Genomic DNA, 14297 nt, shown 5'->3' with positions numbered 1-14297 from the left:
CTCACTCGCCGCCGAGGCGGTAGCCGAAGCCCCAGATGGTTTGGATGAACACCGGGTTGGAGGGGTCCTCTTCCACCTTTTCGCGAATGCGGCGGATATAGACGGGGATGCTCACCGAACCCGTGTCGTACTCGTCGCCCCAAACCATCTCGATAAGGTCTTCGCGCGTGAACACTTTCCCGGGACTTTCGGCCATAAGGGCGAGAATCTGAAACTCCTTCGGCGTGAGAGACACCGAGCGCTCGCCCACGGTCACCTCGCAACGGCGGGGGTCAATCACCATGGAGCCCACCGTCACCACCTGGCCCACAGCAGAAGGCGTCGCCCCCTTGTGGCCGCGGCGGCGCAAGAGCGCCTCCACACGCAGCAAAAGCTCCTCGTCGTTGAACGGCTTCACGACATAGTCATCAGCTCCCGCATGAAAGCCGCTCTTCTTATCGATGATGTCCCCTTTGGCGGACAACATGAGAACCGGCACGTCTTCCGACACCTCGCGGATGCGCTCGCATACCTCATAGCCGCTCATCCAGGGCATCATCACATCAAGAATGACCAAGTCAGGCCGCTCGGATAAGAAAGCCTCCACTGCCTGTGTACCATCGGCAGCAGCGCACACCGCATAGCCAGCCTTCTCCAAGATAATCGTTACCGCCTCGCGCAGGTTCTCCTCGTCGTCGGCCAGAAGAATCTTCGTCACGATGCCTCCTCCCCGCTTGCATCCTCAACGCTGCTCACCGGCACCGTTACCGTGAACACCGTCCCTTTGCCCACCGTGCTCCGCAGCTTCACGCAACCGCCAAGGCGCTCGGTCAGGCACTTAACCAAATAAAGACCTAAGCCACTGCCCGGCGACTTGCCTGCCTTGTCGGCACGGCCTCCCACACCGACGACAGCCTTATCGGACGCCTGATGCTTGGCCTGAGAGAACTTGTCGAATATGCGCCCGCAGTCCTCAGGCGCCACGCCGATGCCCGTGTCAGACACTTCAATGAGCACCCGCTCGCCGCCTTCGGCCATGCGCGCCATCACGGCAACGCTGCCGCCTTCGTCGGTGAACTTCACCGCATTGCTCACCAGATTGAGCAGAATCTTTCGCAGCGCCTCTCCGTCCGAGTGCATGACTGGCACCGTGGGGTCAATGGACTTCGTCAGCGCCACGCCCTTCTTGATGGCCAAGGGCTCCGCTACGGCAAACACCGCCGCAAGCACATCGACGAGATCCACTTCGTCCAGAGCCACCTCAAGCCGCCCCGCCTCAAGACGCGCCACATCGATGGTGTTGTTCACCATGCTCAGCAGCACATGGGAGTTGTCCTTAATTTTCCCTACGAGCCGCTCTTCCTCAGGGTCTTTCTCGCGATCGCTTTTCTCCCATATGTCGGTGAATGCGATGATGGAAGACAGCGGCGTGCGCAGCTCGTGGCTCATGATGGCAAGGAAGTTCGACTGGTCCTCGTTCTCGTGGGCCAGCTGCTCGTTGGCGCGCTCGAGAGGTGCGGCAACCCAGCGGCGCAGCAGCAAGCTGAGCACCACAGCCACGAGCAGCGCCAAGCCGACGAAGAAGACAAGGGAGCGCTGCTGCTCTTCGCCCGCCTCCTTCACGTAGGAGTTAACCGGGATGACCATGGACACCGCGCCGCCCACATCACCGAGCTGCATGCCTTCCTTCACAAAGCCCGTGACGTCCTTCTCTCCGGCCGGGTCACCGTGGCACTCGAGGCAGTTGTTGCGAATAGTCAGCACCGACGCATAGCGAAACACCGGCTGGCCATCCAGCTCGGTCATCTCGTAGTATTCGGTAGAGCCCCCAACACTGAAGTGGTTGAGGGCGCGCTGCTCGAACACGTCCGGTTCATCGCCGCCCGTTCGGGGATTTTCGCGCACATAGCGAATGACGTAGCCATCGGCGTTTTGGGTGAACCGACGCGCGATGCCTTTGCCCGCCACGGCGCAGTAGACGTTTTTGAAATCATAGGAGCCGTCGGGGGCGGTGTTGATGGCGGTCTGGGAATCGTCGATGTAATCCCAAGCCGCTTGCATCTCCTTATTCAGCGTGCGTGCCTCGGTGAGCACCTTGCTGTGCACGGCGTCCTGCTGTGCGGCCCCCGACCAAAGCACGTACACCACACCGGCAAATCCGACAACAAGCACCACCGCAACAGCCACGCGCAGCGAGAGCATGCGCATGCTATAGGGCTTTTTCACACTCAAGGACTCCCCCTCCCCTTGGGTCTACGCTTGAAAAGCAGTTGCCATTATCGCAGCAATGCGTGTCCTTTTGCACCGCCCCTCCTTTACCAAAAAGGGAACGGCACCCATGAAGTGCCGTTCCCGGAGGGGAGGTGTGCTGGAGTCGATAAGCTTACGCGAGGGCGCTTACGATACCGTCAGCCAGGTTGCTCGCCTTGGCAGCGAGGTCATAGAACTGCGGCACGTTGTGCACGACCTTGGTGCCAGCGCCGTTGTTGCCGCCGCGGATGTGCTGCAGGTAGCCATCAGCGGTCTGGTAGTCGGCGCGCACCTGCTCGAGCTCAGCGTCGGACTTACCGGCAGCCGTGGCCTTCGCCAGCGCGTCATGAGCGGCATCGAGCTTAGCCTTTGCCGCTTCGTAGGTGGCGGTAGCATCGGCCTGCTTGGCGCGGACCATCTTGACCATCTCATCGGTGCTGTTGATGCCCTGGCTCTTGTGGCACTCGAGGCACTTGTTCAGCGAGTCCTCGTTCTCCAGCGGAGAACCAGAAGCGTGATGGTTGGTGTAGGTGGTGCCGCCCTCAGTGGACTGCGGCATATGGCAGGTGACGCAATCGACGCCGAGCTCAGCCATGGGGCTCGTATGAGCGAACTCAATCTCATCGTGGTCGAAGCAGACGAGCTTCACACCGATCTCTTCGTCGAGGGTCGTGATGTCATCCTCGTTCACGGCCTTGATAAGCGAGTCCACGTCGGTACCGTACTTGTAGGCGGAGAACTTCTGGAAGACCTCGTCGTCGGTGATGGCATGACGATAGTCCAAAGAGTTGTGGCACTGGCCGCAGGCCTTCTCGTTGTCGGAGAACTCGTCCAGGCCATCGCGACCCACCGTGTTGAAGTAGGTGAACGTGGAAGTGGGCTTCGTGCCCGGCATATCGCCATGGCAGATGTTGCAGGCCCAAATCTGGCCGTTCATGGAGTCCATGAACTCCTGGTCAACTTCCTGGGTAAAGATCGAGGGGCTACGCTGCTCAAGCACCTGATCAAAGGTGCCGGACTTGCAGGAGTAGCAGCCCATCTTGAACGTCTGGGCCTTCACCTGGCCAAGCTCGCTCTCGTCAATGACCCACTTGCCGATGGACTCGTCGTACTCGAAACCGCTGATCTGGTACATGCCGTCACCGTTGGTATCGGTGGTGCCATCCTCATTGGTGGTGATGAGCGCGGAGCCGTCACGCACGACCGGCGCGAAAAGCTTCGCCTTCAGGTCGTAGTGACCGTGATGCTTGCCGTCGGCCTTCACCGGACTCTGATGATACGAGTTGTACTGCAGCGGGAACTGCTCGGCCCACTTGTCCAGATTGCCGCCATCGTAGTTGTCAGCATCGGTGGCCGCCTCCGAGGCAGCTGCCTCAGCCGCCGGTTTATCGCCGCCGGTGGATGCCGTTTGAGTCGGCTGCGGGGCGCAGCCAACCGCCGTGCCGATCGCAATGGACACGCACAGCGCAACCACGGACGCACCCAGCAGCGTCTTCTTCTGCTTTCCCTTCATGATTCCTCTCCTTTCCTGCACATTCCTCCTGCATGACCCATAGTAAGAAAAAGAGAAATCGAATCCCATATCTGACATATTGCCAAGATATTGCGTTTTGTTAATGTCCGGGTCAAACAGCTATAAGCGGGAAAATAATGGACGACGGACAGTCTGCTGGCTCGCCGTCATTGCGCCCAAAATCGACCCCCCCTCACCCGCATCAGCAAAGAGCAGCCTCACCCCAGAATGGTCCTAACGGCTGCGATACGCTCGCAAATGCCGTCTCGCAGGTAATCGAGGCGCCAGCGGGCAAGGTCACCTTCGCTGAGAACTTCGCAGGCTTCTTCCGCGAACCCCTCAAGCGCATCAAGATCGAGCCACTCTGCAACGGCAGCATAGGACAACTGTCGGTTGGGAATATCGCTGAAGGGCCTCGACGAGAAACCATAATCGCCCCGAGCCACGGCCCCTTCGTCCTTGTCGTACCAAAGACTGTTCCCACTATCGAACAACGGCGCAAGTCGCCAGGACAGGTCGTCGATATTGCGAATGAGCCCGAAATTGCGCAAATGGCGATCGGTGTTAGCGAGAATGCCATCGCACACAATCATCTTGGCCAGCCCCTCCTCGATCTCCTTCTGGCTAATGCCCAGATTCTTGCATGCGCGCACCACGGTGTCGTACACCGTTTCCCCCTGTCGCCGGCGCTCCGCCTCCAGCACAAGACTCATGGGCACATACTCCTCGCGTGACGTGAGAAAGCACGGGCAGGCGCTCACCACGCCCAGCTGATCGGTGCGCACCACTTCATAAGGGACAAAGTCGTCTTGCCGCAGAAGGCGACGATGCAGAGCACTTGCGGCCACCTCATTGAAAACCTGCTGGTCAGTCCAGGGGATATGTCCTTTCAGCAATATGCGCTTTTCGCCCTTGCAAAGCCACCGTTTCGGAAGGACACCCTCAGACGTATTGTCCGGCGATGAGAGGCCCACTTCCGCCAACCATTCATCCCACTCGCCCGCAGGAGCGCCAAAGTCGTTCTGGAAGTAGTTGATTTCCCCCCAGTTAAGGCTCTGCCCCACGGGGCAAACCCAGTACTGATCGGAGAGCGAAAGCCCCAAATTTCGAAACGGTATCTGAGAAGGGTCTTCGAGCCCCAACAGGCGGAGCTTCTCGTCCATGCCGGCACGTGAGCCAGGGATGCTGCGGTGCTCCCACCAGTGCTTGAGGCCTGTCGCCTTGCCGCGTCCGTTTCGCGACACCGTCCCCAGGGGGGCGCGGGCTGCGTCAATCACCGCCCCTGGGCGAAACGATTCTGTCTGAGCGTGATAGGTAAACTCCATGGTCTCATAAGGACCGTTCATGAGCAGATAGGTCTCGCCCGGCCACGGTCGACCGCGCCTCGGAGGTTCCGCTTTGGCACGACTCACCGACGCTGCATCAATGCGCCAGGCACCGTTGCTTTTTATTCCATCAAGCGATCCGCTTTTTACGCGCTTATGCACCGCCTGCACGGTAATACCGAGCGCATCAGCGGCCTGTTGAATGCTCATATCGTGCGGCATCGTGCACCTCCTCCTAATTTTTGAATTATAAAGGTTTAATTAGGAGGATGTAAAGGTTTAAACAGAACGCCCTTAAGCGCCCAGCTTGTAGCCGAAGCGCCAGACGGTTTGCAGGTATTCGGGACGGCTGGGATCCTTTTCGATTTTCAGGCGAATGCGGCGGATGTACACGGGAATGCTGATAGCCTCGCCGGTGTACTCCTTGCCCCAAATCGTTTCGACGAGCTCTTCGTTGGTGAACACCTCGCCCGGATGGTCGGCCATCAGCGCGAGGATTTGGAACTCCTTGGGCGTCAGCGTGACCGACTTGCCGGCAACGGTCACCTCGTAGCGGCGCGGGTCGATGACCAAATCTCCGATAGTCACCGGCTGCATGAGCTGACGCGCCTCGGCGGCACTCGGCTCCTCGTCATCAGCGCCGTTTGACGTCATAGCCGCACGGCGCAACAGAGCGCCCACCCGCAAGACGATCTCGTCATCGTCGAAGGGCTTCACCACGTAGTCGTCGGCGCCCACCTGAAAGCCCCGCTTCTTGTCGACGATGTCGCCCTTAGCTGACAAGATGAGCACCGGGACGTTCCTCCGAATCTTGCGAATCTCCTCGACGACTTCGAAGCCATCGAGGCGCGGCATCATGACATCCAGCATCGCAAGGTCCGGCTGTTCTCGCTGGAACAACTCCACCGCCTCGCGACCGTCGGATGCCGTCACCACCTCGTAGCCGGCGTCTTCTAGAATCATGCGCACTGCATCGCAGAGGCTGCGCTCGTCATCGGCAAGAAGAATCTTCGCCATTTCCTCCCCTATTCTCCCGTAGCGGGGCCATCGAAAGGCACACACACCGTGAACACGCTGCCACGCCCAACCTCGCTCTCAACCCCTACCGTGCCGCCCAGCTTCTCGGTTAAGCTCTTCACCAGGAATAATCCCAGCCCACTCCCGCTGATGGGACCATCTTCCCCGGCGCCTGGCCGGTCGAACTTCTTGAAGATCGCCTCGAAGTTATCGGGCCGGATGCCGCAGCCGGTGTCGGCTACCCTCATGACAGCCTGCCTCCCGTCGGCAGACGCTCGCACCGAAACCTGCACGCTGCCTCCTTCCGGCGTGTACTTCAGACCGTTGCTCACCAGGTTGAGCATGATTTTCCGCAGCGCCTCGGCATCGGAGTGCAAAAACGGCATCTCCGGGTCCACCGTACGGTCGAGGGACACGCCCTCTTTGATGGCAAGCGGCTCGGCCACGGCGAACACCGCCTCCACGACATCCACCATATCCACGTCGCTGCACTGCATGCTGAGCCGGCCCGCCTCCAGCTTCGCCACATCGATGGTGTTGTTCACCATATTCAGCAGCACCGAGCTGTTCTGCTTGATCTCCTCCACCAGCTTGCGCTCATCGGAGTCCTCGGCAGCATGGGACTTCTCCCAAATATCCGTGAAAGCGATAATGGACGAGAGCGGCGTGCGCAGCTCATGGCTCATCGTAGCCAGAAAGTCAGACTTCTGCTGGCTCTCGTTTTCCAGCTGGCGGTTCGCCTGTTCAAGCGGAGCAGACACCCAGCGGCGCATGGCGAGCAGCAGGACCGCAACGATGGCGGCGGCGAGCAGGCAGAAAAATGCCACGGAGCTTTCGAACTCGCGCTGCGATTCCTGGACATAGGACTCAACGGGGATGATGATGCTTACCGCGCCCGCAACATCGCCCAGCTTCATACCCTCGCGGAGAAACCCGGTCTCATCGGGCACGCCCGCCGGTTCGCCATGGCAACTCAGGCAATTTCGCTTAACGGGAAGCGCCGAGGCGTAGCGAAATACCGAACGTCCTTCATATTCGGTCATTTCGTAGTACTCCGACGACCCGCCCACGGTGAAATGATTGAGGGCCGTCTGTTCGAAGCGATCGGGCTCATCGGTGGCAGTGCGGGGGCTTTCGCGCACATAGCGCACCACGTAGTTATTGGAGGCGTTCGTGAAACGCTGGGCGATGGCCTTCCCCGCCATAGAGCAATAAATGCCCTTGAAGTCATAGGAGCCATCGGAGTTGTAATTAATGGCGCCCTGCGAGTCGTCGATGTAGTCCCATACCGCGCTCATCTCGGTATTCAGCGTTCGGGCCTCTGCGAGCACCTTGCTTTCCACGGCGTCACTCTGGCGCGACTGGGTCCAAACTACATAGGCGGAGGCCGCCACAACGACGACAACGGTCACCAACGCAACGAGCTTGAGCGAAAGCCGCCTCGTCGTTTGCTTGCGTCCCTGCTGCATTCAACCCCCTGCCCTTGACACAAATCGAGCGCGCCCCCTGCAAAAGAGAGCGCGCTAGATTTGGACTATTCGGCTTTATGCCAATGTTGCCGTGGCTTCAGTGACGAGCTTATGTCCACGCTGCATAAGATCCATCATCTGATCAAAATTATGAGCAGCCTTTTTGCCGACGTTCTCGCCTTCATGGCCATAGGTGTAGCGAAGGTACCAACGGCCCTTGGACCACGCCATGCTGGCTTCCTCTATCGTCTTCTCATCCACATTGCCTGCAGCCTTGGCCTCTACGATAGCGGCCTTCAGGGCCTCCAGGTCTTCGCGCATCTGAAGCTGGCCTTGAGCCAGTTCGTCTTCCTTGCCGAGCACGAATTCTTTCATTGCTTCGGGACTATCAATGCCCTGATTCTCATGGCACGTTAGGCAATACTCAAGAGCAACAGGGTTCTCGATGGGAGAGCCAGAAGCATCGTGGCTCGTATAGACCGTACCGTCCTCGGCCGTCGTTTGCGGCATGTGACACGAAGCGCAGGTCATACCCAGGTTCTGGTGATTGCTCCCTTGGAAGTTCTCGAGATCGACAACCGAGCCTTCGCCGTACATCTTTATGCCGGTCTCTTCATCAATCCGAACAACGTTATTGCCGCCAATCTCCCAGTCAACAAGAGGCTCAAACTCAAGCCAAGTTTGGAACAGACCATCAGCGCTTACGCCGTTCTTGTAAATGTCGTCGATATCAAGTTGAGTCAGCATCTTCTGAGTATCCGAGCTATGGCACTGCCCGCAAACCTTGTCTTTCTCGGGGAAGTCGTAGCTGGTAGAAATCTGGTTGAACACCACGTTAGTCGATTTTAGAGTATTCGCAGGGTCGTCTTCGTGGCAAGTGCGGCAATCCCAGAACTCCATATCCGTAAACTCATCCGCATAGCTTGCCATGGGAGAATTCAAAACCTCCGCCGTCGTTCCATGCGCCTCGGTAATTTCTTTATACCACGAGGAATGGCACGCCATGCAGCGAACGGCATAGGTTGCATCGGGGATGAACGCCTCCATCTCCTCGGCCAGCAGGGCATGACTATGCGAACGATTGTCTCCGTCGCGTTCCTCAATGTTGTTGGCACCATTCAAAAACGATGCGGTCTGCAGGGGATACACCTCGCCCCAGTCGGCGATATGGGACACACCGTTGGCTCCGACCTTCACCTCGGGCGTCGCCGACGCACTTGCCGCTGCCCCCGTGTCTGGCGCCTTCGTGTCGCCATCCGTGGCACCGCTAGCGCAACCCGCCAGAGCAGCACCGCCGATCAGCGCGCCGCAGACGGCAACCGTCAGAAGCGCGGTCGTCGCTTTCTTACTCTTCATGTCCTCCTCCTTTTTCTCGGACGCTCTTTCACGATGGTCTGAGCATAGGCCGAGTCGCTCGCGAAGGCCATTAATGCACGTTTGCATTCCGATTGCGCATTCGCAATAGTTGGAACTGTTGCCTGTTCAGACCTCATGCGATGCCGCAATTATAAAAAACGCTGACCCAGACTCCCATAAATGAAGCCTTGCAAGATATTGCACATTTCCTACTTGGAATCCGGCGATTCTCACGACGCGAGAGGAGAACCGGCCTCTTAATGCAAAATCGGGCGCCTCGATGCAGATACGGTTAATCGTATACACGGGCAAGCCACCCGCAAGAAGGTCAGTAGGGCAAATAAAAATGATGTGGCTTTCGGGCAGCTGCCCCCATGCTTCACCAGGCCCGAGCTCCCCAACGTCCATGGCTGCCTGATAGTAGCGCATGCGGCGCCCTATATAGGCTTCTGGCCCTACCTGCATCTCGATATCATAAATACGACCATCCTCTTTTGCTACGATATCCATACGTACGCCCCTGCTGCTTGAGCCAGGCTCGTAAGGCTGCTCTGCGTTAAGATACCTAATGCTCCCCACTTCGATTCCCAACAGTGCATGAATAAGACCACGACATATGCGGCGGTTACGCCGGTGATGATGAGGGCAGCATCAGTTTCTCACATGGGTCAAGCGGGGCGCACCTTCGCGAACAATCTCCCCTTGGGCCATTCTGTTGCCGACGGTGGTGCGCTCTTCCGATAGAATGGAACGACTGATGCACAAGGAGGACAACCGTGGCACCTAAGAACGACAATTTTGCGGCCGAAGAGGCGCGAGCCATTGAGATCGGCGAGGAGACAGGCGGCGGCGCGACCGGCAAAAAGCGGCGCGACACCTGGACGACTCGCACCGGGTTCATCCTGGCCTGCGTGGGCAGCGCCGTGGGCATGGCCAACATCTGGCTGTTCCCCTATCGTGTGGCCCAGCTTGGCGGCGCGGCGTTCCTCATCCCCTACCTCATCTTCGTTGCGCTCATCGGCTTTTCCGGCGTAATCGGCGAGATGTCCTTCGGTCGCGCCATGGGCACCGGCCCCATGGGCGCTTTCGCCAAGGCCGTGGAAATGCGCAAAGCTGACGGCGGCATCATCGGCAAACTCATCGGCCTTATCCCCACGCTGGGTTCGCTGGCCATCGCCATCGGCTACGCGGTAGTACTCGGCTGGGCCTGCAACTACCTGGTGGCCTCCATCGACGGCGATCTCATGGCCCAAACCGACATGGGTGCGTTCTTCGGCGCCATCGCGTCGGATTTCGGCAACGTGGGCTTCCACCTGCTGGGCCTAGCCATCACCTTCGGCATCATGATCCTCGGCGTCTCCCGAGGCATCGAGAAGGTGAACAAGGTGCTCATGCCCACCTTCTTCGTGCTGTTCGTCATCATCGCTATTCGCGTGGCCACCCTGCCGGGCGCGGCGGCTGGCTACGAGTACCTGCTCGTTCCCCGCTGGGAGGCGCTGCTGAACCCAACGACCTGGGTGTATGCTTTGGGCCAGGCGTTCTTCAGCCTTTCTTTGGCCGGTTGCGGCACGCTCGTGTACGGCAGCTACCTGAAGAAGGACGTGGATACCGTCTCCGCCGCGCGCAACGTGGCCATCTTCGACACCCTGGCCGGCCTTGTGGCCGCCTGCGTGGTGGTGCCCGCCGTGTTCGCCTTCGGCCTGGATGTGTCCTCCGGCCCTCCGCTGCTGTTCATCACGCTGGCCCAGGTGTTCCAGGAGATGCCCTTTGGCAACATCTTCGCCGTCATTTTGTTCATCTCCGTGGTGTTCGCCGCCATCACCAGCCTCATGAACCTCTTCGAAGCACCCGTGGAGGCGCTGCAGGAGCAGCTGCACCTGTCCCGAGCCGCTTCGGTGGGGCTTGTGGCCATCGCGGCGGTGGCCGTGGGCCTGTTCCTTGAGGGCGGCTCCACCGTGTCGCTGTGGATGGATGTGGTTTCCATTTACGTCATGCCCGTGGGCGCGCTTTTGGCGGCCATCATGTTCTTCTGGGTCTGCCCCAAGGGCTTCGCGAAAAGCCAGGCGGAACTGGGCCACGGCAAGCCTTTGGGCCCCTGGTTCAACTTCATGACCCGCTACGTTTTCGTGGGCATCACCGCCGCCGTCATCGTGCTCGGCATCTTCTACGGTGGTATCGGGTAGAAAGGCAGCGGCTATGAGCCGACAGCTTTCTTTTGCCTCGCTCGGTTTCGGTCTCCTTTTTGCTGCATATATTGGCATGATCGGTCGCGCGGGAGAATCCCCAGGGGAGTTTTTCTTTGGAGCTGCTCTTGGTATTACCTGTGCCGGGATTTTCGCCTTTTCTTTTGGGCTAGTTTCCCGACAACACTTTGCAACACGACTCGCCAACCGCTTTGCTCTTGTCCTTGACCTTGCCTTGGGCTTCGGCAGCGCCCTTGTCGGGTCGGCAATACACCTTCTGGGCGCACTAGGCTACGCCGCCCCAGAGTCTTGGGGAGGATTCCTTTTTGGCATCGGCTGCCTACTTATGGCTCTTGCCTGGACGAAAATCTACGCTACCTTCTGCCAGCAATCAATTGTCCTTTGACGGTGCTGTCGGACTCGATTCCGTCGGCCCTCTTGTCGCTGTCATACTGATTTGCCTAGGCGTCTCTCACATTCAAACCTACGAGCAAGCCCACAAGTTATTTTGGATTGTCATGCCCATAACCGCCGTCATCTTCCTCGTAACGCCCTCGCTGGAAGAGGTAACGCTCCCCTATTGGAATCTGCTCGTCTCCAATCTCCAAAACGGCGGCTCTGTTTGCATGCTCCTCTGCACATGGGCACTTCTTCTTTTGTCAGCACGCACCAACGGATTCTCTACGGACGTTGTGTTTGGGGCCTCGCTCGCCTTAACAGCCTTTTTATCCATACTCGGAGCCCTAACTTTTAGTTTTCTTGGGCAAGGAGGCAACGTCATCACTGTAGTGATGTTCATCCTTTATATGGGCGCCGTGATTTTGTTTCTCGCTCTGGGCAATACAGAAGACCGTACCTCAACCAACCCGGCCCGTGAATTCTTCAAGTCATTCATTCAGTCCCGGTGCGACAAACTCTCTGAAACACATGGGCTCACACCTCGAGAGACTGAACTACTCGCGTTGCTTGGCCGCGGCCATGGCTATGCCTATATCGCTGAGAGTCTTTATATCTCCGAGGCCACTGTACGTACTCATGCGCGCAACATCTATCACAAACTCGGCGTTTCGTCGCAAGAAGAACTACTTGGAATCATCGACCACCTCGACTCCCCTGAAATCCATTAGTCCGTCATTGTCGACATTTCTCCTGATCACACACCTCTCAACAATTTGTTGACATGCAAAATCGCGCATTTCCGCGCCCTGTTGATTGCCTTTGCCCTCCGCGAGAGACAAGCTGCGAGACGTCCGCACAACGCGGAGAAGCCGCCAACAAAGGAGGGACGGAATATGAAGCTAGAGAAGCAAGAAATCCAACAGGGAGGCGAGGGCATCAATCGCCGCGACTTCCTCAAGGGGGCCGCAGTGAGCGGCGCCGCCGCGCTGGCCGCAGGCGCCTTCGCCGGATGCGCGCCTCAAGACAGCTCGACGTCGGCGGGCGAGGATGGCCTCGCAGCCACCGGCAATGTCACGGGCAACGAATGGGGATCTTTCGATGAGAACGGTAAATTCACGCCCTCATTTTTGGTCGATCCGGAGCCCATTCCCGACGATGCCATTGTCGAGGAGTTCGATGCTGAAATCGTGGTTGTGGGATTCGGCCTCACCGGCCTTTCCGCCGCCCGCGAGGCCGTGGAGGAAGGCGCCGACGTTTTCGTCATCGAAAAGGGCGACACCCATCATGTGCACTCCCACCAGTTTCACGCCATTAACTCGCAGGCCCAAAAAGATGCCGGCTATGAAATCCCTGAAGAAGAGATTGACACTCTGGTCGAGCAGGTGATGGGCGACCATCGAGAGCGTGTCGACCGTCGCATGTGGTCCTACCTGCTGCATCACTGCGGCGAGGACTTCGACTGGTACCTCTCGGCCTGCCCCCACACCATCGTCAATCCCAACGAGACCGTGGGAGAGACCAACCTGGACGCTTACGCGCTGATCAACAACTGCACCGCCGGTCTGGCCGCCATCGTAGGCCGCTACTTCGACGATGTGAGCGAGGAGCGCATGGAGGCCGTCCGAGCCGGCGAGCCCTACGTCGTGCCCTTCAACAAGCCGCTCAACCCCCATTGGGACTTCTCCAACGAGCGCTACCCCATGTCCGCCGGCGTCGTGCAGGTGGAACCCACCCACGCCAAAGTCGGCGAGGCCGTGGCGAAGCTGGTCGAGGAGAAGGCTCGCGTCAACTATGCCAGCTGGGCCAAGCGTCTTGTCCAGGACGAGACTGGACGTGTTACCGGCGTCATCTACGCCGACATCGATGACAACCTATACAAGGTGAACGCCTCCAAGGGCGTGATTTTGGCCACAGGTGACTATGCGGCCAATCAGCAGATGATTCAGTACTACATGCCACGCGTACTCGAGGACGGCGAATGGCTCGGCTGGCCCGACACCGACGCCAAGGGCGACGTCACCAACATCGGCGAGGGCCTACAGATGGCTCATTGGGTGGGTGCCCGCACCGATAACTGCCACGCCTTCCCCAACGACCACTACGGTGGATCCCTCGGCTGCAACCCCATGTTGTTCGTGGACGGCTCTGGCGAACGCTTCATGAACGAAGACGTGACCGGCGAGATTCTCGGCGAGAAGGTCACCCGCGTGAATGGCCGCTGCATCTGGCAGGTCTTCGACGACAACTATCCGGACCAGATCTCCCACATGCCCGTCGGCCATCGCTGCTACTGGCAGGTTGTGGACAATTTCGACGACATCCCTATGGGTTTATTCCTTGACCCCATCGGCATGATCACCCGCAGCGAAGTCGAGGCCATGACACCTTGCATTTGCGACTCTATCGAAGAGCTCGCGGCCGCCATGGAAGTGCCGGCAGACACGCTCAAAGCCACGATTGACCGCTACAACGAACTATGCGAGAAAGGCGTCGACGAGGACTTCGGCAAGCGCGCCGACCGCATGTCTCCGGTAAAACAACCACCGTTCTACGCCGCAAAGATGCCGACTCTGGGCTATCAGACCTTCTATGGCAGCGTGTGCTGCGATTACAACATGCACGCTATCGATATGGACAACAAGCCGATTCCCGGTTTGTATGTAGGTGGCACCATCATGGGCAGCCGTTTCTGGCACATTTACCCGAACACGACCATGGGCATGAACCACGCCGGCGCCCTGTGCTACGGACGCCTGGCGGCGAAAAACGCCGTGGCCGGCATCTAAGCCTCACGTTATCTCCGACG

The 14297-nt window shown here is 58.8% G+C and carries 12 protein-coding genes; 4 read left to right on the top strand and 8 right to left on the bottom strand.

Translation table 11 applies throughout. The features are described from left to right. Position 1: 1 nt before the first annotated feature. The 8 genes from VJ923_RS07765 to VJ923_RS07730 form a co-directional block, all read right to left on the bottom strand. Positions 2 to 697: a response regulator transcription factor gene (locus VJ923_RS07765; RefSeq protein ID WP_326440244.1), complete on the bottom strand. Its 696-nt coding sequence runs from the start codon at positions 695 to 697 to the stop codon at positions 2 to 4. After that, the gene (locus tag VJ923_RS07760) at positions 694 to 2205 is read right to left on the bottom strand and encodes an ATP-binding protein (RefSeq protein ID WP_326440299.1); all 1512 of its coding nucleotides are present in this window, start codon (positions 2203 to 2205) and stop codon (positions 694 to 696) included. Before VJ923_RS07760 ends, VJ923_RS07765 begins: the two co-directional genes overlap by 4 nt. 157 nt (positions 2206 to 2362) lie before the next feature. Continuing rightward, a complete protein-coding gene (locus VJ923_RS07755; RefSeq protein WP_326440243.1) occupies positions 2363 to 3742 on the bottom strand; it encodes an ammonia-forming cytochrome c nitrite reductase subunit c552 in 1380 nt (459 codons plus the stop codon). 218 nt (positions 3743 to 3960) lie between these two features. After that, complete coding sequence (locus tag VJ923_RS07750; protein WP_326440242.1) at positions 3961 to 5289, bottom strand: DNA-binding protein; 1329 nt, start codon at positions 5287 to 5289, stop codon at positions 3961 to 3963. A 72-nt stretch (positions 5290 to 5361) separates the two neighbouring features. Next, positions 5362 to 6084 carry a response regulator transcription factor gene (locus tag VJ923_RS07745; protein ID WP_326440241.1) on the bottom strand — a complete coding sequence of 241 codons (723 nt, stop codon included), beginning with the start codon at positions 6082 to 6084 and terminating at the stop codon, positions 5362 to 5364. 8 nt (positions 6085 to 6092) lie between these two features. Next, positions 6093 to 7553, bottom strand: coding sequence for an ATP-binding protein (locus tag VJ923_RS07740; RefSeq protein WP_326440240.1), 1461 nt, complete (start codon positions 7551 to 7553; stop codon positions 6093 to 6095). Positions 7554 to 7628: 75 nt separating this feature from the next. Next, positions 7629 to 8909: an ammonia-forming cytochrome c nitrite reductase subunit c552 gene (locus VJ923_RS07735; RefSeq protein WP_326440238.1), complete on the bottom strand. Its 1281-nt coding sequence runs from the start codon at positions 8907 to 8909 to the stop codon at positions 7629 to 7631. A gap of 126 nt (positions 8910 to 9035) precedes the next feature. Then, a complete protein-coding gene (locus VJ923_RS07730) occupies positions 9036 to 9527 on the bottom strand; it encodes a PD-(D/E)XK nuclease family transposase (RefSeq protein ID WP_326440297.1) in 492 nt (163 codons plus the stop codon). A 158-nt stretch (positions 9528 to 9685) separates the two neighbouring features. Here VJ923_RS07730 and VJ923_RS07725 point away from each other — a divergent pair, with 158 nt between their 5' ends. The 4 genes from VJ923_RS07725 (at position 9686) to VJ923_RS07710 (ending at position 14277) form a co-directional block, all read left to right on the top strand. Then, on the top strand, positions 9686 to 11092 hold the full coding sequence (locus tag VJ923_RS07725) for a sodium-dependent transporter (protein ID WP_326440237.1): 1407 nt from the start codon (positions 9686 to 9688) through the stop codon (positions 11090 to 11092). A 13-nt stretch (positions 11093 to 11105) separates the two neighbouring features. Then, a complete protein-coding gene (locus VJ923_RS07720; protein WP_326440236.1) occupies positions 11106 to 11498 on the top strand; it encodes a hypothetical protein in 393 nt (130 codons plus the stop codon). Then, complete coding sequence (locus VJ923_RS07715) at positions 11419 to 12219, top strand: response regulator transcription factor (RefSeq protein WP_326440234.1); 801 nt, start codon at positions 11419 to 11421, stop codon at positions 12217 to 12219. The genes VJ923_RS07720 and VJ923_RS07715 overlap by 80 nt, the downstream gene beginning before the upstream one ends. A 165-nt stretch (positions 12220 to 12384) precedes the next feature. After that, a complete protein-coding gene (locus tag VJ923_RS07710) occupies positions 12385 to 14277 on the top strand; it encodes an FAD-dependent oxidoreductase (protein WP_326440233.1) in 1893 nt (630 codons plus the stop codon). The last annotated feature ends 20 nt before the right edge of the window (positions 14278 to 14297 follow it).

It is taken from the genome of Adlercreutzia shanghongiae, assembly GCF_035830635.1.
Taxonomy (GTDB): domain Bacteria; phylum Actinomycetota; class Coriobacteriia; order Coriobacteriales; family Eggerthellaceae; genus Adlercreutzia; species Adlercreutzia shanghongiae.
The sequence above is the reverse complement of the archived record's forward strand: the minus strand, read 5'-3'. Positions and strand labels throughout refer to the sequence as shown.